A 21678-nucleotide genomic window follows, 5' to 3' on the forward strand; every position below is an offset into this window, starting at 1 on the left:
GGATATATGAATCCTAATAAACATATACCCAAAGATTAGTTTTAGCGTCTCTTTTTAAGGGGCGCTTTTTTATTTTAAATATTTAAAAATATGAATTGGTCCTTCCAAAACAGATTTTACAATTTGAAGCGTGCCATTTTTTTGAGAAATAATATGCCATTTTATCAATGAAATTTGCATATCTACAATTTCAATTCCAGTAATTGACCTTGGATGCACACAACTTCCATCGTTAAAATAAGGCAATTCATTTGGTTCAGGAAATCGTGGCCTATGTGTGTGACCAGCAATAACCATTTGGTTATTGTTAGCTAAAATCCATTTTTTAAGTCGGCGTTCAACTTTTATCAGTTCAGTGAAATTTTTAGCAGGACTTGTTGGATCTTTTATCCCAACAACTTGCAATGGTTTCCATAAAATCCGAACTAAAAATCGGCTCCATTTCCACAAAACATAATTATAAAAATCTGCCTGATGACCGTGAATTAATAGTATGTCTTTTTTACTACCTTCAACCTCTAAAACAATACCTTCTTCTAAAGTTAAGCCCGGTAATAAATCTTGATATTTACCTGTTATTTTATCAAAATAGCTCCCCAAAAGTTCTGCTGCTTTTTTGGGATTTTTCAAAACCATGTCATGATTTCCCCAAAGCATATGCAACTTGTTTTTTAAATGAAATTCACGCAATAATAAAAAATTGTTTTTATGCGCTTCAAAAACATCATTAAAAAATAAATTCTCCCATAATTCAATTCCATCACCCAGTTCAACGTAGGTATAATCTCTCTCTAAATAGTTTCGTAAAGCATGATAATAAATATTGCTATTGTTTGCAAAATCATCGGCATAGCTATTATCACCTCTATGGCAATCACTAAAAAAAATAAATTTCGAACCGCAATTCAACGGAATTCGTTTTGCATTTTTATAGGAATTAGAGATAATTTTTTGAATCATATTTAGTATAAAAATTTATAGAAATATAAACTTACTATAATTCTATTAAAGTCAATGTTTTATGTGTATAATTTTTTACAAAATATGAAATGATATTTTGTAGAAAATACGTAATTTCGCAAACTAATTGAATTTAAGGTAAAAATGAGTAAAAAGTTTAGAGAATATAAGGGATTGAACCTCACTCAAGTAGCAGATGAAACTTTAGCGTTTTGGGAAAAAGAACATATTTTCGAAAAAAGTATTACAACAAGAAATGAAAATAAACCATACGTATTTTTTGAAGGACCTCCTTCAGCTAATGGTTTACCAGGTATTCACCACGTAATGGCGAGAGCTATTAAAGATATTTTTTGTAGATATAAAACTTTACAAGGTTTTCAAGTAAAACGCAAAGCAGGTTGGGATACGCACGGATTACCTATTGAATTAGGCGTTGAAAAAGAATTAGGTATAACCAAAGAAGATATTGGCGTAAAAATAACTGTTGAAGAATATAACGAAGCTTGTAAAAAAGCAGTGATGCGTTATACCGATGTTTGGAACGACCTTACAAAACGTGTAGGTTATTGGGTTGATATGGAAGATCCGTATGTAACCTATAAACCAAAATATATGGAAACTGTTTGGTGGTTATTGGCCAATATGTATAAAAAAGGATTGATTTATAAAGGGTATACCATTCAACCATATTCTCCAAAAGCTGGTACAGGATTAAGTTCTCATGAGTTAAATCAACCAGGAACGTACCAAGATGTTACAGATACAACAGCAGTTGCACAGTTTAAAGCTATTAAAAATACCTTACCAAAAATGTTGCAAAATATTGATGGTGATGTACACTTTTTAGCTTGGACAACCACTCCTTGGACATTACCTTCTAACACAGCCTTAACAGTTGGTAAAAAGATAGATTATGTTTTAGTAAAATCGTTTAACCAATATACTTTTGAACCAATAAATGTAATTTTAGCCAAAAACTTAGTTGGGAAACAATTTGCAGGAAAGTTTTTTGCTGTTGAAAATGAAGCACAACTTGCAGATTACAAACAAGACGATAAAAAAATTCCTTTTATTGTTGTTCAAGAATTTAAAGGAACCGATATTTTAGAAGCTAAATACGAACAATTATTACCATACACACTTCCATATAAAAATCCTGAAAATGCTTTTAGAGTAATTGCAGGAGATTTTGTTACTACAGAAGACGGTACTGGAATTGTACACACAGCACCAACTTTTGGAGCAGATGATGCACTAGTTGCAAAACAAGCAAGTCCTGAAGTTCCGCCAATGTTGGTATTAGATGATAACGGAAATCCAGTTCCTTTAGTAGATTTACAAGGAAGATTCACCAATCATATGGGTGAATTTGCCGGAAAGTATGTGAAAAATGAATATTACGATGAAGGTGAAGCTCCAGAACGTTCTTTAGATGTTGAAATTTCTATCAAATTAAAAGAAGAAAATAAAGCTTTTCACGTAGAAAAATACCGCCATAGTTATCCACATTGTTGGAGAACAGATAAACCGGTGTTATATTATCCGTTAGATTCTTGGTTTATTAAAGTAACCGAGAAACGAGATAGAATGTTCGATTTAAATAATACTATTAACTGGAAACCAAAATCAACCGGAGAAGGACGTTTTGGAAATTGGTTGAAAAATGCCAACGACTGGAATTTATCTCGTTCACGTTATTGGGGAATTCCATTACCTATTTGGAGAACGGAAGATGGAACGGAAGAAATTATTATTGGCTCCGTTGAAGAATTAAAAGCTGAAATGAAAAAATCAGTTGATGCTGGTTTTATGAAAGAAGATATATTTTCAACTTTTGAAGTTGGAAATATGAGTGAAGAAAATTATGATAAAATAGACCTTCATAAAAATGTAGTTGATAAAATAATATTGATATCGCCAAAAAGACAACCAATGAAACGCGAAAGCGATTTAATTGATGTTTGGTTTGATTCTGGTTCTATGCCTTATGCGCAATGGCATTATCCATTTGAAAATAAGGAATTAATTGACGAGAAAAAGTTTTACCCAGCCGATTTTATTGCAGAAGGAGTAGATCAAACTCGAGGATGGTTTTATACATTGCACGCAATTGGAACGATGGTTTTTGATTCTGTTGCCTATAAAAATGTAGTTTCTAACGGTTTGGTGTTAGACAAAGAAGGTAAAAAAATGAGTAAGCGTTTAGGAAATGCTGTTGATCCGTTTGAAACAATGGATAAATATGGAGCAGATGCTACACGTTGGTATATGATTTCAAATGCAAATCCGTGGGATAACTTAAAATTTGACATTGAAGGAATTGATGAAGTTAGAAGAAAATTCTTTGGAACACTTTACAACACCTATTCTTTCTTTTCATTATATGCGAATTTAGATAGTTTTACGTATGCGGAAGATGAAATTCCTTTAAATGAAAGACCAGAAATTGATCGTTGGATTTTATCAGAATTAAATACATTGGTAAAAAATGTTGAAAGTTTTTACGAAGATTACGAACCAACTAAAGCAGCCAGAGCTATACAAGAATATGTAGGTGAAAATTTAAGTAACTGGTTTGTGCGTTTAAGCAGAAGACGATTTTGGAAAGGTGAATACGGACAAGACAAAATTTCAGCATATCAAACATTATATACTTGTTTGGTAACTGTTTCAAAATTAGCATCTCCAATAGCACCATTTTTCATGGATAATCTTTACAAAGATTTAACAAACGCAACTGGTAAAGAAAATTTTGAATCGGTACATTTGGCAGAATTTCCAAAATACGATGAAAGTTTGGTTGATAGCAAGTTAGAACATAAAATGCAACAAGCACAAAAAATATCTTCAATGGTGTTATCACTTCGTAAAAAAGAAATGATAAAAGTACGTCAGCCATTGCAACGTATTATGATTCCTGTGTTAAATAATGAAGATAGAGAAGAAATTTTAGCTGTTGAAAACTTAATAAAATCAGAGGTAAATGTAAAGGAAATTGAATTAATTGATGATGCTTCAGGAATATTAGTAAAAACCATAAAACCAAACTTTAAAGTACTTGGACCAAAATACGGTAAAGACATGAGGTTTGTGGGACAAGCAATTCAAAATTTAACGCAAAAAGACATTGCAATTGTTGAAAAACAAGGAGAAATATCTTTAAAAGTAAACGAAAATGTTGTAAATTTAACAATAGATGAAGTTGAAATTACATCACAAGATATTGAAGGTTGGTTAGTGGCAAATCAAGGAAATTTAACGGTTGCATTAGATGTTACAATTTCTGATGAATTACGTAAAGAAGGTAACGCAAGAGAGCTAATAAACAGAGTGCAAAATTTACGTAAAGAAAGCGGTTTAGAAGTTAATGATAAAATTAAATTAGTTATTCAAAAAAATGATATATTAGAGCAATCAGTTTTAGCTAATGAACAATATATTAAAAACGAAACGTTAACAAAAGAACTAATTTTTATTGAAGATTTGGAAAAAGGCATAGAAATTGCTTTTGACGATGTAAATACAAAAATATTAATTGAAAAAATGTAAGTTATGGATGAAAACAATAGATATTCAGATAAAGAACTAGCAGAATTTAGAGAAATAATTCAGAAAAAAATTGATTACGCTTTAGAAGATTTAGATTTGATTAAAAGTTCATTTAAAAATGATTCTAATAACGGAACCGATGATACTTCTCCAACATTTAAAGCTTTTGAGGAAGGCTCTGAAACCATGTCTAAAGAAGCGAATGTTGCTTTAGCCATTCGTCAAGAAAAATTTATTCGCGATTTAAAAAACGCATTGATTAGAATTGAGAATAAAACTTATGGTGTTTGTAGAGTTACTGGAAAATTAATTGCTAAAGAACGATTAAAATTAGTACCTCACGCAACATTGAGTATTGAAGCTAAAAACATGCAGCAATAAAATAAATTTATATTATTAAATAATGAAGCTTCCTGAATAATGGAGGCTTCATTATTTAATATCAATACATAATTACCATTACATTGAAAAAAGCGCTTTTTATCATAATCACTGTTTTATTAATTGATCAAATAAGTAAAATTTATATCAAAACAAACTTCTTATATGGAGAAGACGTTGTTGTTTTTGATTGGTTTAGAATCCATTTTATAGAAAATAATGGAATGGCTTGGGGTGCAGAATTTGGAGGGAAAGCTGGAAAATTATTTTTAACAATTTTTAGACTTTTTGCAATTGGTGGTATTGGTTATTGGCTATATTCATCTATTAAAAAAGAAGCTCACACAATATTAATTGTAGCTATTTCACTAATTTTTGCAGGTGCAATGGGAAATATAATTGACTCGGTTTTTTACGGAGTCATTTTTGATACTCCTGCAAATGCTACAGCAACACTTTTTGCCGAAAAACCATATGGTGAATTATTTTATGGAAAAGTTGTTGATATGCTATACTTCCCAATTTGGAGTGGCGATTTACCTAGTTGGATACCAATTTGGGGCGGCAAACCTTTTACTTTTTTTAATGCAATTTTTAATGTAGCTGATGCTGCAATTTCCATAGCTGTAGGTTTGCTAATTGTTTTTAACAAAAAAGCGTTTCCTAAAGATAATAATGAATAATCAAATTTTCAAATTTACACTTACTTTAAGTAATACTATTTACATAGAGTAATACAATAATTTGTAATTTTGGCTTCAACACTGGCTTAAAAATTATAAAATTCATACATAATGGATGACGCACTTTTGTATGGTAGATTGCAGTTTGCTTTTACCATTACTTACCATTACTTATTTCCACAACTCACTATGGGTTTGGCGTTAATAATTGTTTTATACAAAGGTTTTTACTTAAAAACCAATCAATTAATTTACAATGAGTCAGCTAAATTTTGGGCAAAAATATTTGCTATAAACTTTGGAATGGGCGTTGTTACAGGAATTCCAATGGAGTTTCAATTTGGAACAAACTGGGCGCAATTTTCTGAAAGAACCGGAAATATAATAGGTCAAACCTTAGCTATGGAAGGTATGTTTTCCTTCTTTTTAGAATCTTCCTTTTTAGGATTATTTTTGTTTGGCGAAAAAATTCTGGGTAAAAAACTCCATTTTTTAACGGCGTTCTTAATTTTTATTGGCTCTTGGGCAAGTGGTTATTTAATTATTGCCACGCATTCTTGGATGCAAAATCCAGTAGGTCATGAAGTTTTAGCTAATGGCAAGTTTATATTAAATAATTTTTCAGATTTATTTAGCAATCCTTGGTTATTGCCATCATTTTTTCACAACCAAATGGCTTCATTAGTAACAACTTCTTTTGTTATAGCTAGTGTTGGTGCATTTTACCTTTTAATCAATAAACATAAGGAATACGCACATTTATTTTTAAAAACAGCCATAATTACAGGACTTATTTCAACCTTATTTGTAGCTTTTCCTACGGGCGATTTATTAGCAAAACAAGTTGCTTTAAAACAACCTGTAACTTTAGCAGCTATGGAAGGTTTATTTAACGCGGAAGAAGGTGCTCCTATTGTATTAATTGGACAACCAAATATGAAAGAACAACGATTGGATAATAAAATTGAAGTTCCAAAAGTATTGAGTTTTTTAACCTACAAAAGGTGGGATGCTGAAATAAAAGGTTTAAATGATTTTCCTAAAGAAGAATGGCCAACTAACATTCCAGGTTTATATTACTCATACCATATTATGGTTGGTTTAGGGACTATTTTTATTGGAATTATGTTTATAGGAATTTGGTTTTTATGGAAGAAAAAATTAGAAATTCAACGATGGTTTTTATGGATATTATTATTCGCCGTTCCATTTCCATACATTGCAAACACAGCAGGTTGGTACACATCTGAACTTGGTAGACAACCGTATTTAGTATACGGACTTTTTAAAACTTCTGATGGAATTTCTGAAAGTGTTTCAGCAGGAAACACCTTATTTACACTTTTAGGATTTGTTGGATTGTACTTATTATTAGGATTTATAATGCTAATTTTAGTAGGGAAAATAATTCATAAAGGTCCAAAATTAACTTTAAAAAACTAAACACATGGAAGTAATTTGGTATGTAATTTTATGCTTTATGCTTGTTATGTATATTGTATTAGATGGTTTTGATTTTGGTGCTGGAATTATTCATTTATTTTTTGCTAAAACTGATGCTGAAAAAAAACAGGTTATGAGAGCCATTGGTCCATTTTGGGATGGAAATGAAGTTTGGTTAGTAGCTTTTGGAGGCGTTTTATTTGCTGCTTTCCCAACATTGTACGCTTCAGCATTTAGTGGTTTTTATTTGCCTTTAATTATTATACTCTGGTTATTTATTTTTAGAGCATTAGGTATTGAATTTACACATTTAATAAACCACGAATTATGGATTAAACCTTGGCAAAAAGCATTTGGAATTTCTAGTTTGTTATTGGCTTTATTTTTTGGTATTGCTTTTGGAAATGTTATTAGAGGTGTAAATCTTGGAGGTGTTGAAGATGGCGTTGCTAGTTTTACTAATAATTATGCATTTTTTACGCCATTATGGGATGGAAGCTTCTCTCCTTTTGCAGAAAGACCAGGTGTTATAGATTGGTTTACAATTACAATTGGATTAGTGGCTGTTTTAACATTAACCATTCACGCCGCTTATTGGATCATCTTAAAAACGGACGGTGAATTTGTTAAAAAATTACAATCTAAAATATTGCCTTTATGGGTTGCTTTGGTTGTTTTAATTGCTATTTCTTTACTTGCATTTATAACAATGAAATCATTTCATAAAGAACTTTTTTCTCAGCATCCATCTATTTATTTATTGCCTTTTATAGCTTTACTAGGTTTAATTGGAATGCTATTTGCACGAAACAGCAAAAAAAGTTGGCTTGGTTTTACAGCATCAACCATTTTTATAATTAGCGGTATTGGAAGCGCTGTTGCCAGTATGTTTCCAGTTGTAATTCCAAGTACAAATTCCATAATTGAATCGTTAACAATTTACAATACAGCCTCAGAAACTTATGCATTAGAGGTGGGTATTATTTGGTGGATTATTGCGTTTGTTTTAGTAGTTATTTATTTCACTTTTGTACATCGGGTTTTTAAAGGAAAATTAACTGAAGCGCACGATTATCACTAAAAAAAATAATACTTATGCTTTTAATTTTTGATAATATCTTGCGCTATTTTTAAATGATGATTTGTATGAATTGCTAAAAACCGAAGACTTTTTTTCAAACATAACATACCAAAATGAGGATGCCTAAAATGACTTTTAGCAGGCATTTTTTTTACTTCCTCTAAATTAATTCTTGCAGAAATTAATTGTTCTAAAATATCATTTTCAAAAATATCAGCAGTTGAAATAACGTTTTTGGGAGCTTTAGCTTTACCTCTGGGAATAATTCCTATTAAAAGAATATAACTCTTTAAAAAGCTAAAATTAGACTTATAATTTTCAACTTTCGATTGCTTTATAGCTAAACAAACATTATTAACTACTTTTAATGAATGATCTAAATGCCATCCTACATTTACAGCAGATACTTTTACATTTGTCTTTTTAAAAAAAGGCAATAATTTTTCTATTTCCTGTAAACTTTTGTCTATAAGCATTCACTCTGTTTTATAAATTAGTCTTTTGTAAAAGTAAATAAATTTAAATAATACTTAAAAAACTAAATTTTTCAACTCTTAATTTCTCTATTATAATATCCTAAAATAATTCCTAAAATAACGCTCCAAACAGCAGCTAATCCAATTTGAAAAGGTTTATCTAACATAAATGTTATGGTATGTGCTGGAATCCAAAACCAAACTAGTGAAAACATTCCTTTATCAATGTTTTTCCAATTATTTTCTCTTGAAATTAAATTATCTAAAAAACGATGCAAAATAACCAGTAATAACCCAAACTGTAAATTCATTAAAACAGATACCGAGAATGCGCTGCCAAACAAACCAAGATTAGGTAATAATTTATGTGAAATTAAACTCTCAACAAACCCTTGAAAACCAATAAACGCATATTTTATACAAATACCTAAAAAAGCCCATTCGAGCATTTTTAAAAATAAAATTGAAAACTTATATGGTAAAAAAATTACTCTTTGTTGAAGCCATTTAGATATAATATCGCCAAAAGTTCCTAAAACGGCAAATTGAATAATGGCGCTTAAAATTGGATATTCTTTTACTAGCTCTACATATTGGTTCATTTTAATTTTAATTTTTTAAAAATGATTTTTTTAATACAAACTTACAACTTAATTTATCTTTAAAGCTAAATAACGGTCCAAATTCAATTTGCTTAATTTCCTTTCTACTCATAATAATTTTATATCTTTTAAGTGTTCTTAATAAATTTTTAAAATGAAAACCATTTAAATTTTCTTAATTAGAATGATTATTAATTTTATTATCCAAAGAAGTTTACACAACTATTTCAATTCTTTTTTTTATATTAGTTAAATTTCCTAAAAAAATTATAAAATCTAATTCATTGATTTATAAAAGGTTTTATAGTAACTTTTTAAATACAAAAAAACCGATTTTATTGAAAAATCAAATCACAAATAGTATGAAAACTCAACCTACATACGAAGAATTACAAATACAGCTTTCTGAATTACAAAAACTATATAATAATCTTCAGCTTGAATTTGATTTACAAATTAAACAAAATGAAAAACGTACTAAGGAATTACTTAAAGCCAAAGAACATGCTGAAGAAAATGAAAAACGCTTTAAACTGTTATATGATAACGCTCCATTAAGTTATCAATCATTAGATAATACTACACGAATTATTGATGTAAATAATACGTGGCTAGAAACAATGGGGTATGAAAGAGAAGAAGTTATTGGTCGCTACTTTCGGGAATTTATGACTCCAAAATCTGCAGAACTTATTAAAGAACGGTTCCCAACTTTCATAAAAAATGGTGAAATTCATAATTATGAATTTGAAATGGTAAGAAAAGACGGCACTCATTTTATGGTTTCTTATGAAGGTAAAATAGGATGTGATGAATTTGGCCAATTTCATCATACACATTGTATTTTTTCTGACATTACACATCGTAAACAAGTAGAAGAAAAATTAAATGAGGCCAATGAATTTAATCAACAAGTAATTAATAGTGCTCAAGAAGGCTTTGTTGTATATAATTTAAATAAAAAATATATAGGTTGGAATCCCTATATGGAAGAATTAACAGGAATAAAAGCGGCAGATGTTTTGGGTAAAAACCCCACAAAAGTATTTCCGTTTTTAGAAGGAAGTGGCATTCTTGCAAATGTTGAAAAAGCTCTAAAAGGTTTAAAAACAGACATTGTAGAAACCTCTTTTAACATTACAACTACAAATAAAAAAGGTTGGGTAGTAGATAGAATTGCTCCGTTATATAACCATAAAGGCAAAATTATTGGAGCAATTAGTACAGTTAATGATATTACTGCTCAAAAAATAGCAGCATTAGAACTAGTGAAAGCAAAAGAAAAAGCAGAGCAAAGCGAAAAATATTTATATACAATTATAAATAATATTGCCGACCCAGTATTTGTAAAAGACGATGAAAGCAGAATGTTAGTAGTAAATGATGCATTTTGTAAATTATTTCAATGTTCTAAAAATGATGTTATTGGAAAAACACTTGCTGAGGATGTTTCCCTTGAAGAAAGAAAGAATTTTCTTAAAATTGACAAACAAGTATTAATGAGCGGCATTGAAAGTATTAATGAAGAACCATTTACTTTAGGAGACAATGAAACTCGCACACTCCTTACAAGTAAAAAAAGGTTTATAAATGATAATGGCGACAAATTTTTAGTTGGTGTAAGTCACGATATTACGAGCCTAAAAATTATTGAAAATGATTTAAAAATTGCAAAAGAAAAAGCAGAACAAAGCGATCAATTAAAATCTGCTTTTTTAGCAAATATGAGTCACGAAATACGCACACCAATGAATGGTATTTTAGGATTTTCAGAATTATTAAAAAACCCTGAACTTTCCGGTGAAAAACAACAACAATATATCCATGTTATTGAAAAAAGCGGAGCGCGAATGCTTAATATAATTAATGATATAATTGATATTTCTAAAATTGAATCTGGATTAATAGAACTTGACTTAAAAGAATTAAATATTAATGAACAACTAGAAGATATTTATACGTTTTTTAAACCCGAAGTTGAAAAAAAAAGTGTTCAATTCCTTTGTAATAAGCCATTACCTTTAGAGGCGGCAATTATTAAAACTGATAAAGAAAAAATGTATGCAATACTTACAAATCTTGTAAAAAATGCTGTTAAATTTACTGATAAGGGTTGTATAGAATTTGGTTATCTTATAAAAAATGAAGGAAAAAACTCAGTACTAGAATTTTATGTGAAGGATACAGGAATTGGTATTTCAAAAAATAGACTTGATGCCATATTTGAACGTTTTATTCAAGCAGATATTACCGATAAAATGGCACATCAAGGAGCTGGACTAGGCTTGGCAATTTCAAAAGCATATGTAAAAATGCTTGGTGGAAAAATTTGGGTTTCATCAGAACAAAAAACAGGCAGTACATTTTATTTTACTATTCCTTTTAAAACCAAAGATACAATTACTAATACAGCAACAGAATTAAAGGGCATTAAACTCAATACAACAAATTCTTCTGAAAAATTAAAAATATTAATTGTAGAAGATGATGAAGCTTCTGATATGCTTCTTTCCATTGCCATTAAAGATTTAGCCAAAGAAATAATTCATGCAAAAAACGGCATTGAGGCTGTAGAAGCTTGCAAGAAACATGAAGATATTGATATTATATTAATGGATATTCAAATGCCCGTAATGGATGGTTATGAAGCGACTAAACAAATACGAAAATTTAATAAAAAAGTACAAATTATTGCCCAAACTGCCTTTGCTTTAGAAGGTGATATGGAAAAAGTAATGGCTGTAGGTTGTAACAATTATATTACCAAACCAATTAAAGTTAGCGAATTAAAACAAATGATTAAATAACATCAAGCGCTATATTTTCAACACGTTTAATTCCTTTTCTGTTCATAATAATTCTATATCGTTTAAACTCAATTCCTTGTTCTGAATAAAATTTTTGAATTACGTTTATGTGATAAATTTTATTGCCAACTCTATTAATAATTTTGCCTTTTTTTAAAATAGAATAACTTTTTTTGGGATCATCCATTTGGGTAATAAATCGATTAAAACTAATTCGTGTAATGTCAACTAAACTATTTAATCGATTATCAGAAATTTCTTGACCAAATTTTTTCGGATAAATCTCAATTTTTCGCTTGTATTGAATTATTTGTTCTCCATAAAAATCATAATCCGCATCCAAATATCCATCTTTAATACGGTGTTTTTTAACTTTTGGTCCTAATTTTTCGAAAGGGACAAATACAAAATTCTCTTTTGTGATACCAATTAAATTATTTTGAAGATCTTTAATTTTTATCTTATAATCATAAAAAAAAGAACTTGCTTTACTAATAAATAACAACCCAATTGAAGCTTTAATTCTATCTTTAAACATATAGCCAACAACTAATGCAATAAAAAATGGAAGTGTAAAATTTCCGTAAACTTGTTGATAATAAAATGCTATCCCAGTTGAAAAAACCATAGCTAAACCTGCAGCAATTGCAAAAACAGATTGCTCAACAAAAGCGCCATCTTTTCTTACATCTCGAGTTAAAAACAAAACTCCATCAATATATTTTTTTAGTTGACTTCTTTTATGAAGCAACGTTTCATCATAATAATCATCATCTTTAGAAGTATCAAAATTTTGTGTTTTTCGATACTCTTGTTCTTCTTTTATAAACTGAATAATTATTTTTAAATCCGACTTTTCAGTACTTATTTTTTTGAAATGTTCTAATAATTGTATGGTGTAATAGTTGGATATATTGCTTAAATACTCATCGCCTAGTTTTATAATATTTTTTATATTTTCATCTAAACTTGAGTTTTCGATTATTGGAATTTGTGTTCTGTAAATATGAAGAATTTCTTTTAATTGATTAAAAAAATCTTGATTAGAAAGTTGTAAATCTGCCAGTTTTTGGAACTTAAAATAGTGTGTTTGTAATTTTAACGAGTTATTTAAAATTGCTCCCAACAATTTTACTTTTGCCTCAAAATCTAAGATATTTTTTTTAGTTGATTTTTCCTTAACAATCTTTTTTACACTTTTTATAAATAAATTTAAAGGTCCTGTTTTTAAATTTATGATCTCTTCTAAAGTGTATTCCGAAGCATTATATCTAATGTAAACCTTTACATCATTATAAAATTTTGTTTTGGTATATGTTTGATTATTAATATTTAAACCATTAGGAATAAACAAATAGGTAATAGTATCATATTTTGTTTTTTTTCTTTTTGAAGTATTTTCATAAATCGATTTAATTTCTAAAGAAAAATTATCATGAATTTTTACACTATTTTGAATCATTATATTTTTAGCTTTTTAAAAAAGTCCGTTAGGTGTTATATCTAGCCATTTAAAATAAGTCATTGCCATTACAATTGAAAGTATCCAAGCTAAAATTTGCATGGTTATTCCGTATTTAAAAGTATCTGCCCAACTATAATGATTAGTAGAATACAACAATAATGCAGGCTTGCTATTAAAAGGCAATGTATACACATGCTCTATTAAAAAGGCTACTGGCAACGTTAAACTAATAATTTCAAAACCAAATCTTGTTGCAATTCCTATAGCAATTGGAATAAAAATCATAGCACGCATTGTTTTACTTTGAAATACCAATGCGCTAAAAACCATTCCAAAGGTTAATACCATATAAAGCAACCAAAAAGGCGTATTGTCGCTTATTCCTAAACTATCAAACATTGAGTTTACTGCAATACTTGGCAAATCGGTTACATTAAATCCAGCACCTAAAGTATAAGCTCCGGCAGAGAATAATAATAAATGCCAAGGAATATCAACATCATTCCAAGATACAATTCCAATTTTTGGAAGTAAAGCAACTATCGCTCCAACAAATGCAACTGCTGTTGGACTTATTCCGTGGTATTTATCTGTTACCCAAAGTGCTAAAATAGAGACAAATATAAAAATAGATTTAATTTCATTAAATGAAACTTTACCCATGTTGTGTAATTCTGTTTTTAACGTATCCATTCCACCTTCAATAGAAGGCGTTTTCTCTTCTTTTTTAAGCGGAAAAATAATTTTTGTTCCAATAATCCATCCTAAAATCATTAAAATCATTGCCCCAGGAAATGCAGCAATCATCCAATCGGCAAAAAATATATCGCTACCAATAGCTCCTGCAATTAGTGATGCCGCCAATAAATTGGCTCCAGAACCTGTTAAAAAAGCACTGGCTCCCATATTAATTTGAAATAGATTTTGTAGAATTATATTTCGCCCAAAATTATTTCTATTCCCATTTGATGCTCCATAAACAGCAGCAATCACCATAAATATTGGTAATAAAATAGCTGCTTTTGCAGTTGTAGCTGAAATAAATATAGATAACAACACATTTATAACAATAAAACTTAAAAATATGGAAGAAGCATTTTTTCCAAACTTTAAAATAAACCAAAGTGCAAATCTTTTTGCAACGCCAGTTGCAACCAACATACTTGCCAAAATAAACGACAAGATATTTAACCACATTACTTCGTGACCTAATTGCGCATAAGCAACTTTCTCTGGTAAAACACCTGTCAATACCAACGCAATAATTAAAATTAAAGAAGTTAAATAGTTTGGAATTGCTTCGGTTATCCATAAAATTAATGAGGCGATAAATATGGCCAACATTGCTCTATTAGACTGAATAAAATTGTTTATTCCAATTTTATCAAAATTAGCCAATGCACTTTTACTTAAACTCTCTGAATTAAAATTTTGTAAAAACGACAAATCAAGCACAAACATGATGAGTATGAATGAAATAATTGCCAATGGCCCGCCAATAATGGCAAATACTTTTTCTACCTTGGTTAACTGCCTTTTTGGAAGTTTTTCCATTCGGTAGTTACTCATGTCCAATACATTTTTATACATATTATTTTTCAATAAAAGGTTTTAAATCCTATAAACATTTCTATTTATAGGATTTTTAAAATAATTTTGTGTTTACCAATTTTTATATGGCGTTTTCATTAACATCGAATTGTAATACTTGACTTGCCCTGTTACTTCCTCACCTAACCAACTCGGTTTTTCAAAATTTTCATCTTCTGATGAAAGTTCTATTTCAGCAACAACCAAACCTTCATTATCTCCATAAAATTCATCAACTTCAAAAGTATGTTCACCAGATTTTACATTGAAACGTGTTTTATCAATTACACCTGGTTCACAAATTTTTAATAGCTGATTTACCTCTTCAACAGCAATTTCTTTTTCCCATTCGTAACGCGATGCGCCAGATTCATTTCCAATCCCTTTAATTGTTAAAAACCCTTTTTCTCCTTTAATACGAACACGTACCGTTCTTTCTGGAATTGATGATAAATAACCTTGGGTAATTCTCATTTTTGCTAAAGCTTCAGTTTTAAAAGCATCGCTTTTTACTAAAAACTTTCTTTCAATTTCTTGTGCCATAATTAATTTGCTAGTGGTTTATTAATCCAACCTATTACTCTTTTTATTGCTTGTAAATAGTTTATATTTTCAACGCCTTCTAATTTACAATCTGCAATTGTTTTTTTGATATCTTCTAACTCTGTAGATTCAGAATTAATAGTAACTACTTTTGCTCCGTTTATTAAAACATTTCCAACTTCACATAAAGTATTGTTTACCATATACCCAAAACGTTGCTTGTAAACTCTAACTCCTTGCAAATCTGGATGTGCATCTATAATTGCCATAAACTCATCAAAAGTGTAAACATCTTTATTAAAGGTTGGTATTTTTACTTTAAATGCAGGAAATACTTCTTTTAATAACACTTCTTTTGCAATTGGGAATTCACCTTTCATTAATGGATTCCATTGTTCTAAGCCATCAACAGTTTGCACGTAGGTTTTAATATCCATTTTACCATCGCGTATTTTGGTGTTATTTATATCGTTTGTTTTAGATAAAATATAAATTTCTTCGGATTCTCTTTCCCAAACTTTTTCAGGAATTGGCACTGAAAATCTGGACATTCTTTTAGCAGATTCTTCAAAACTTTGTCCGAAACTTCTAAACTCAAAACGAGGTTTAGATATTTCACCTATTTTCATTTCTGGTTTTGTCATTATTGTATTTTTTTAATTTTAAACTGGTTTTTTAAATATGTACAGTTTAGCCTCCGCATCACTTACTATATAAATTTTATCGTTACTAACTGCAATTCCTTCCGCTTTAATTACATTAATTGGGTAACTTTTTATAAGGTTACCCTCTAAATTACACTTATTAATTGTTCTACTTTGATCGCTAACAATCCATAAATTATCAGTGGCGCTTTCGTGAAAAACCCCTGAATAATCTGAAGCAAAATTTAATGTAGTAGAGGTTTTAATGGTGTAATTTGGATTTAACCTTATTAATAATCCTGGATCTTTTTCATTTAAAATAAATATGGTTTCATCATTAAAATTATACGCTACACCTTCTAACCCACTATTTGCTGTGGTGTTATTGTAGTCAATTTTATGTTTATTAAAATTTCCTGTTTCCATATCATATTCTACTACTTCTTTTGTTCTTTCTTCAACAACCAACAACTTAGTATTGGTAAATACTGAAATACCTTCTAAATCATTTCCAGAATATTCAAAAGTTTGCAGCACATCTCCAGCAGTAGATAATTTGTATATTTTATTGGTGCTATCACTTACGGTGTATAAAATTGTTCCATCGTTATTAATTGCTAAACCCGAAGGTTCTAACACATTAATTTTGTATGAATTAATGAGTTCTAATCCATTATTTACTGGAAAAACTTCATTATTTTTAGAACAAGACACAAAAAGAATGAATATCACACTTAGTATTACACCAATGTTTTTGATTTTTAGTAGCATATTTTATATTAATATCAACTTGTATTTAGCTAAAAATACAAGCTGATATTTTTATTATTTATTGAGCTGTAAATACATTCCAAAGAGATGGATTTTCTTTAAATGTATCAGATTCATCTGTTGAGCCTCCTCCAGGAGTATCATCTAAATACATAGAACCATCATTACCATAATAATACTCTGCATTTGCTGTTGCAATACGAACATAAAATGAAGTTTTAACACCTGATTGTGATTGATCTTTCATGTTAATTGTAACTCCTGTTTGAGTGAATGAAGGATCATCTTCACCTCCAATTTTATTGGCTTTTACATATACTGGATTATCTCCTATTGCAAAATAAATTCTTGCTTCTAAAATTGTTTCAGTACTTAAATATGTTAATACAACATTAACTGCTTCTCCTGGAATTGGGTTATTAGGAAAATTCACCGTTTTTAATGGTCCCTGCGTATAATTTACTGTTTTTGTTGTAACCGTAACCCAAGGACTTGGTTCAACATACACATTCTCGTCTTCAACACAACTAAAAGTTGTAGTTAAGGCAATTATCATTACTAATAAATATTTAATATTTTTCATTTTAATATTTTTTAATTGTTAAAAATCAATTTCTATTCTAAATGCTGCCATTCCAAAATCATCACCACCATTACCATCTGCATCAAATACATTTGTTGGATCTTTTGTTAAGTTGCCATCAGCATCATAACCCGCATATAATTTACCTTTACCGTTCGCAAATCTATCGTTATTATTATAAATATAATTCAACATAAATTTCACGTTTGGATTTACATGATAGTTTAAACCAACAGTATATCCTTCTGCTGAACCACCATAAATTCCATTATCAAAATCATTTGCATCTACAAAATCATATCTAACAGCTAATTCTAAATCACCATATTCTTTTCCTCTTGTAATTCTTGTAAATTCACCTTCTTCTGCATTGTAATTATGATGACCCCCAAATAATAAATAGGCTCCTTGCACATAAAAACCATTAAAATTGATGGCATCTAAATCATCATTTCTATTTACTGTAACTAACTTATATTCACTTTGAAACATAAATCCTTTATATCTACCCGCTAATTCAAAGTTTACCATTGTGTTATTATCAACATTTAAAATATCGTCAGTATCTATATATTTTTTTCTGTTGATTGATGAGTGAGATCTTGTGCTAAATCTGTAAGAATAAGGAATTTCTAAATCTACTTTTGGAGTTCTATACGTACCTGCAATTCCCAGATGTAATACTTTATCCTCATCATTTATAGGAATAAAAACAGCTCTACCAGTTAATGAATATCCATCATCTACACCCAAATCTTTATTGTTGTCTTGAGTAAAAACTACTTCTTCATTATCTCCAACTGTACTAAAATGTAATCCTGCTGTTATTAAGTATTTATCCGCCCAATGGTTAAATTGAAATCCCAAATGGCGTGAAGGATCAAATTTAGACATAAGGGAACGTTCTGTAAACGTTAAATATCTAGAAGTTGTAGTGGTTTCCATACCAAAACTTTCTTTAAAATGTCCTGCTTTAATATTCCAGCTATCAGAATCTGGAGTATATTTAACGTAAGCATCTTTTAATTCTACAGCCGAACCAGAAAAATCTAAATCAATTTCTCCATACCAATTATTCCATAGTTCAGCTTTCATAGCAAACCTTGCTCTTCTAATGGAAGCTCCGTTTCCAATTGGATTAAATGCATCATTAGAAAACATTTCGCCATCAAACTGAACGCGGTTATCCATCCAAATAGAATAACTTTTGTCTGCTGATGTAAATTTTAAAATTCCATCTTGAGCTTCAGCATTTAGCGGCTGAAAACGAACTGCTTGTCCATACTGATTTATCCTTATAGAATCAGTTTTAGTTCCTTCTTGAGCAACAGATCCAATACCATATAGGATCATTACTACTAGCAATGTGTAAAATTTGTTTTTCATTTTTATTTTAATTAAAGTTCATATATATATTTAAAGTTTACTTACAATTTCAGTTAAGTTTTCTTCGCGTTTTAAGCGCATTTTCTTTCTAAGTCGATGTCTATTTACTTCTACACTTTTCGTAGATATGTTTAATATGGAAGCAATTTCTTTTGAACTTAAATTAAGGCGAATTAAAGCCGCCAAACGTTGTTCATTTTCAGATAAATCTGGAAACCTGTTTACAAGCCTCAAATAAAAATCTGCATTTAGTTCATTTACATAAAAATTAAATTTTTCTCGTTCTTTATCAATACTTAAATTATCAATAATCAACCTTTTTAGGGTTATTAATTCTTCTGCTTTTACTTCTGGTTTTGATATTATTTTATCAATTTTAATTTTTAATTTTTCAAGAAATTGATTTTTTTGAATAATGCTTAAAGCAATTACCATTTGTTCCTTTCTTTTAAATTCTATCTGCTTTTCTAACTTGGCATTTTCTGTATTTACTTTTTGTATTTCAGCATTTAACATTTTTTCTTGAGATTCATATTTAAGTAACCTTTCAGATGAAGCATCTTCTTTTGTTTGAGAAGACGTACGAACCAAATTAACAAGCATTACAACTAAAGCAATTACTAAAACAATGATAATTAAGAACAATAAAGGTTGGTATAAATTAACAGAGGTATTCATTTGTGGGTGTATAATAACATCATTTATTTTATTAGTTATTATATTATTTTCATTTTGAACAACAACCATTTTAAATACATTGTTCATAAAAAATAAAGAAACAAATGTGGTAAAACCAGCAATTATAGGCGTTGCAATCCATCCTATTGAAATTTTACCTAAAACGCCATATTGTATTCCTCTTCCTCCTTTTAATAAACCAATTCCAACAATAGCTCCTACAATTGCCTGAGAACTTGAAACAGGAACCAACATAATTCCTGGTAAACCTACACTTTGAAACAAGTTTGATAGTGTTGTTGAAGAAAAAACAAATAACACTAACGAGTGCGATAAAACCACCACCAAAGCAGCTTCTGCAGAAAGTTTCATTAAATTATTTCCAACGGTCATCATTACTTTTTTAGAATACGTAATAATACCTATTGCTATAGATGCACCACCAACTAAAAATAAAAGTTGAACAGCATTTAATGAGAAAAATCCAAAGTTTAATGTAATTTCTGGAAGTGATGGGATAAAAACACCTACAACATTAGATACATTATTTGCTCCTAAACTATATGCACCAAAAGCACCTACAATTAAAAGTCCGTATTTTAAATATGCATCTAATTTTAAAAGATGAATTCTTCTTTTATCAAGAAAATATTTTAAGAGTAAATACAAAACTATTGCAAAAATCCCTCCTAAAATCGGTCCTGCAACCCAAGTGCTGACAATTTTGCTCAACACAGCTAAATCCGTTGGATTTCCAGAATAGAAATTCCACCCTATTATTGCTCCAATAATTCCTTGTGAAGTAGAAACTGGTAATTGCAACTTGGTCATCCAAAACACCGTTAATCCAGCACAAAGTGCCACTGTAAAAGCACCTCCAATTGCATTTATTGAACCTAAATCGCCCAAAGTTTGTGAAGCTCCATAACCTTGTAAAACTGCACCTATAATCACAAAAACAGAGGCAATTACAACTGCAGATTTAAATTTGACCATTTTAGTACCAACAGCAGAACCAAAAATGTTGGCAGCATCATTTGCGCCTAATGACCAACCTAAAAATAATCCGCTTGTTAGAAAAAATAAAAACATAAATTATATTTAAATATTACATTCTAGTTTTTATTACTAATGATGATAGCATTTTTGCCACAACTTCTGCTGCGTCTGAAACTTCTTCGACATGCAATGTGAAATAACGTAAGTGTATTTTTTCACTTAGTTTAAGATGCGGCATTTCTTTAAATACTTTTCGCTTAATATTGGTTGCTAACTTATCAGTTTCACGTTCGTAAAAAATAACTTTTTGAATTTTATCTTTTACCAAGTTTTGGTCAGTAAAAAAAGCGCGAGCAGCAGGAATTACATTTTCGGCAGATTTTACCGAGATGTTTAAAAGGCGAGAAAAATCATTTTTTATTTCTTCAGGAAGAAAAGGTCTTTCAACATCAAATTGACTTAAATTATTTTTAACCTTATCAATAATATCATCCACTTTTTCAAGCAAGTTTAAAACCTCACTTGCATAATTTGGGATTAATGAATATATGTATAAATCATTCTCAATTTTTCTAATTATTGAATCGGCTTTACCTTCAAGTACTTCAATAATTTTTAGGTTATTTTCAAATTCGGTGAAATTTCCTTCTAAATAATTATTAACTCCTTCTTTAAAATTTAGAATACCTAACTCAACTGTATCAAAATACTCATCAATGTTAATAATAACATTTTTTGAAGTTTTAAATATTTTTATCATTACAAAAAGTTTTTATCAAAATTATGTTCAACTTAAACAATTTAGAATGATATTTATCAGTTTGAGAAATGATAGATATTTAATTGAGAGTTTTTTTAAATTTAATGTAACTGATTTTTAGATTAATATATTTTATAAGTAAAGTTTTTTATTTAGCATTAATAATTATATGAGAGTTTAATTAAAGTTTTTTGATTAGCGAAAAATTTTGTTTTAAGCAAAATATTAATAGGCTATAGCATTAAAATTAGCTATTTAAAATAATTATTATTTA

18 protein-coding genes are annotated in these 21678 nt (G+C 29.3%); 6 read left to right on the top strand and 12 right to left on the bottom strand.

Features of this window, described 5'->3' with window-relative positions; all coding sequences use genetic code 11:
• Positions 1 to 69: 69 nt before the first annotated feature.
• The gene (locus BM335_RS11140) at positions 70 to 960 is read right to left on the bottom strand and encodes a metallophosphoesterase (RefSeq protein ID WP_090227302.1); all 891 of its coding nucleotides are present in this window, start codon (positions 958 to 960) and stop codon (positions 70 to 72) included.
• A gap of 144 nt (positions 961 to 1104) precedes the next feature.
• Here BM335_RS11140 and ileS point away from each other — a divergent pair, with 144 nt between their 5' ends.
• From ileS to cydB, 5 genes are all read left to right on the top strand, one after another.
• Positions 1105 to 4512, top strand: a complete 3408-nt coding sequence (ileS, locus tag BM335_RS11145) for an isoleucine--tRNA ligase (protein ID WP_090227305.1) — start codon at positions 1105 to 1107, stop codon at positions 4510 to 4512.
• 3 nt (positions 4513 to 4515) lie between these two features.
• Positions 4516 to 4893, top strand: coding sequence for a TraR/DksA family transcriptional regulator (locus BM335_RS11150; RefSeq protein WP_090227308.1), 378 nt, complete (start codon positions 4516 to 4518; stop codon positions 4891 to 4893).
• A gap of 77 nt (positions 4894 to 4970) precedes the next feature.
• Entirely contained in the window at positions 4971 to 5576 is a 606-nt protein-coding gene (locus BM335_RS11155; protein ID WP_090227310.1) for a lipoprotein signal peptidase, read from the top strand.
• A gap of 111 nt (positions 5577 to 5687) precedes the next feature.
• Positions 5688 to 7019: a cytochrome ubiquinol oxidase subunit I gene (locus BM335_RS11160; RefSeq protein WP_090227313.1), complete on the top strand. Its 1332-nt coding sequence runs from the start codon at positions 5688 to 5690 to the stop codon at positions 7017 to 7019.
• A 4-nt stretch (positions 7020 to 7023) separates the two neighbouring features.
• Entirely contained in the window at positions 7024 to 8100 is a 1077-nt protein-coding gene (cydB, locus tag BM335_RS11165; protein WP_090227317.1) for a cytochrome d ubiquinol oxidase subunit II, read from the top strand.
• 20 nt (positions 8101 to 8120) lie between these two features.
• On the opposite strand, the gene BM335_RS11170 is transcribed toward cydB, so the two are convergent.
• Entirely contained in the window at positions 8121 to 8576 is a 456-nt protein-coding gene (locus BM335_RS11170; RefSeq protein ID WP_090227322.1) for a hypothetical protein, read from the bottom strand.
• Positions 8577 to 8647: 71 nt separating this feature from the next.
• Positions 8648 to 9178, bottom strand: a complete 531-nt coding sequence (locus BM335_RS11175; RefSeq protein WP_090227326.1) for a hypothetical protein — start codon at positions 9176 to 9178, stop codon at positions 8648 to 8650.
• A gap of 362 nt (positions 9179 to 9540) precedes the next feature.
• On the opposite strand from BM335_RS11175, the gene BM335_RS11180 reads away from it, so the two are divergent.
• Positions 9541 to 11985: a PAS domain-containing hybrid sensor histidine kinase/response regulator gene (locus BM335_RS11180; protein ID WP_090227330.1), complete on the top strand. Its 2445-nt coding sequence runs from the start codon at positions 9541 to 9543 to the stop codon at positions 11983 to 11985.
• On the opposite strand, the gene BM335_RS11185 is transcribed toward BM335_RS11180, so the two are convergent.
• The 9 genes from BM335_RS11185 to BM335_RS11225 form a co-directional block, all read right to left on the bottom strand.
• Positions 11978 to 13447, bottom strand: a complete 1470-nt coding sequence (locus tag BM335_RS11185; RefSeq protein ID WP_090227333.1) for a hypothetical protein — start codon at positions 13445 to 13447, stop codon at positions 11978 to 11980. The genes BM335_RS11180 and BM335_RS11185 overlap by 8 nt on opposite strands.
• A 15-nt stretch (positions 13448 to 13462) precedes the next feature.
• A complete protein-coding gene (locus BM335_RS11190; RefSeq protein ID WP_245780661.1) occupies positions 13463 to 15019 on the bottom strand; it encodes an SLC13 family permease in 1557 nt (518 codons plus the stop codon).
• A 93-nt stretch (positions 15020 to 15112) separates the two neighbouring features.
• Positions 15113 to 15583 (bottom strand): CYTH domain-containing protein, encoded by a 471-nt coding sequence (locus BM335_RS11195; protein WP_090227344.1) that lies wholly within the window; start codon positions 15581 to 15583, stop codon positions 15113 to 15115.
• Between the two features lie 2 nt (positions 15584 to 15585).
• The gene (locus tag BM335_RS11200; RefSeq protein ID WP_090227349.1) at positions 15586 to 16227 is read right to left on the bottom strand and encodes a hypothetical protein; all 642 of its coding nucleotides are present in this window, start codon (positions 16225 to 16227) and stop codon (positions 15586 to 15588) included.
• Positions 16228 to 16245: 18 nt separating this feature from the next.
• The gene (locus BM335_RS11205; RefSeq protein WP_090227353.1) at positions 16246 to 16998 is read right to left on the bottom strand and encodes an SdiA-regulated domain-containing protein; all 753 of its coding nucleotides are present in this window, start codon (positions 16996 to 16998) and stop codon (positions 16246 to 16248) included.
• A 58-nt stretch (positions 16999 to 17056) separates the two neighbouring features.
• A complete protein-coding gene (locus tag BM335_RS11210; protein WP_090227358.1) occupies positions 17057 to 17581 on the bottom strand; it encodes a hypothetical protein in 525 nt (174 codons plus the stop codon).
• 18 nt (positions 17582 to 17599) lie between these two features.
• Positions 17600 to 18967: an OprO/OprP family phosphate-selective porin gene (locus BM335_RS11215; RefSeq protein ID WP_090227362.1), complete on the bottom strand. Its 1368-nt coding sequence runs from the start codon at positions 18965 to 18967 to the stop codon at positions 17600 to 17602.
• Positions 18968 to 18997: 30 nt separating this feature from the next.
• Positions 18998 to 20737 (bottom strand): inorganic phosphate transporter, encoded by a 1740-nt coding sequence (locus tag BM335_RS11220; protein WP_090227366.1) that lies wholly within the window; start codon positions 20735 to 20737, stop codon positions 18998 to 19000.
• A gap of 16 nt (positions 20738 to 20753) precedes the next feature.
• Positions 20754 to 21404, bottom strand: coding sequence for a DUF47 domain-containing protein (locus BM335_RS11225; protein ID WP_090227371.1), 651 nt, complete (start codon positions 21402 to 21404; stop codon positions 20754 to 20756).
• Between the last annotated feature and the right edge of the window lie 274 nt (positions 21405 to 21678).

Source organism: Lutibacter maritimus (genome assembly GCF_900116115.1).
GTDB classification, from domain to species: Bacteria; Bacteroidota; Bacteroidia; order Flavobacteriales; family Flavobacteriaceae; genus Lutibacter; species Lutibacter maritimus.

Coding starts and splice junctions, on each gene's coding strand:
- BM335_RS11140 (WP_090227302.1), bottom strand. CDS start 960: ATGATTCAAAAAATTATCTCTAATTCCTATAAAAATGCAAAACGAATT.
- ileS (WP_090227305.1), top strand. CDS start 1,105: ATGAGTAAAAAGTTTAGAGAATATAAGGGATTGAACCTCACTCAAGTA.
- BM335_RS11150 (WP_090227308.1), top strand. CDS start 4,516: ATGGATGAAAACAATAGATATTCAGATAAAGAACTAGCAGAATTTAGA.
- BM335_RS11160 (WP_090227313.1), top strand. CDS start 5,688: ATGGATGACGCACTTTTGTATGGTAGATTGCAGTTTGCTTTTACCATT.
- cydB (WP_090227317.1), top strand. CDS start 7,024: ATGGAAGTAATTTGGTATGTAATTTTATGCTTTATGCTTGTTATGTAT.
- BM335_RS11170 (WP_090227322.1), bottom strand. CDS start 8,576: ATGCTTATAGACAAAAGTTTACAGGAAATAGAAAAATTATTGCCTTTT.
- BM335_RS11175 (WP_090227326.1), bottom strand. CDS start 9,178: ATGAACCAATATGTAGAGCTAGTAAAAGAATATCCAATTTTAAGCGCC.
- BM335_RS11180 (WP_090227330.1), top strand. CDS start 9,541: ATGAAAACTCAACCTACATACGAAGAATTACAAATACAGCTTTCTGAA.
- BM335_RS11185 (WP_090227333.1), bottom strand. CDS start 13,447: ATGATTCAAAATAGTGTAAAAATTCATGATAATTTTTCTTTAGAAATT.
- BM335_RS11190 (WP_245780661.1), bottom strand. CDS start 15,019: ATGAGTAACTACCGAATGGAAAAACTTCCAAAAAGGCAGTTAACCAAG.
- BM335_RS11195 (WP_090227344.1), bottom strand. CDS start 15,583: ATGGCACAAGAAATTGAAAGAAAGTTTTTAGTAAAAAGCGATGCTTTT.
- BM335_RS11200 (WP_090227349.1), bottom strand. CDS start 16,227: ATGACAAAACCAGAAATGAAAATAGGTGAAATATCTAAACCTCGTTTT.
- BM335_RS11205 (WP_090227353.1), bottom strand. CDS start 16,998: ATGCTACTAAAAATCAAAAACATTGGTGTAATACTAAGTGTGATATTC.
- BM335_RS11210 (WP_090227358.1), bottom strand. CDS start 17,581: ATGAAAAATATTAAATATTTATTAGTAATGATAATTGCCTTAACTACA.
- BM335_RS11215 (WP_090227362.1), bottom strand. CDS start 18,967: ATGAAAAACAAATTTTACACATTGCTAGTAGTAATGATCCTATATGGT.
- BM335_RS11220 (WP_090227366.1), bottom strand. CDS start 20,737: ATGTTTTTATTTTTTCTAACAAGCGGATTATTTTTAGGTTGGTCATTA.
- BM335_RS11225 (WP_090227371.1), bottom strand. CDS start 21,404: ATGATAAAAATATTTAAAACTTCAAAAAATGTTATTATTAACATTGAT.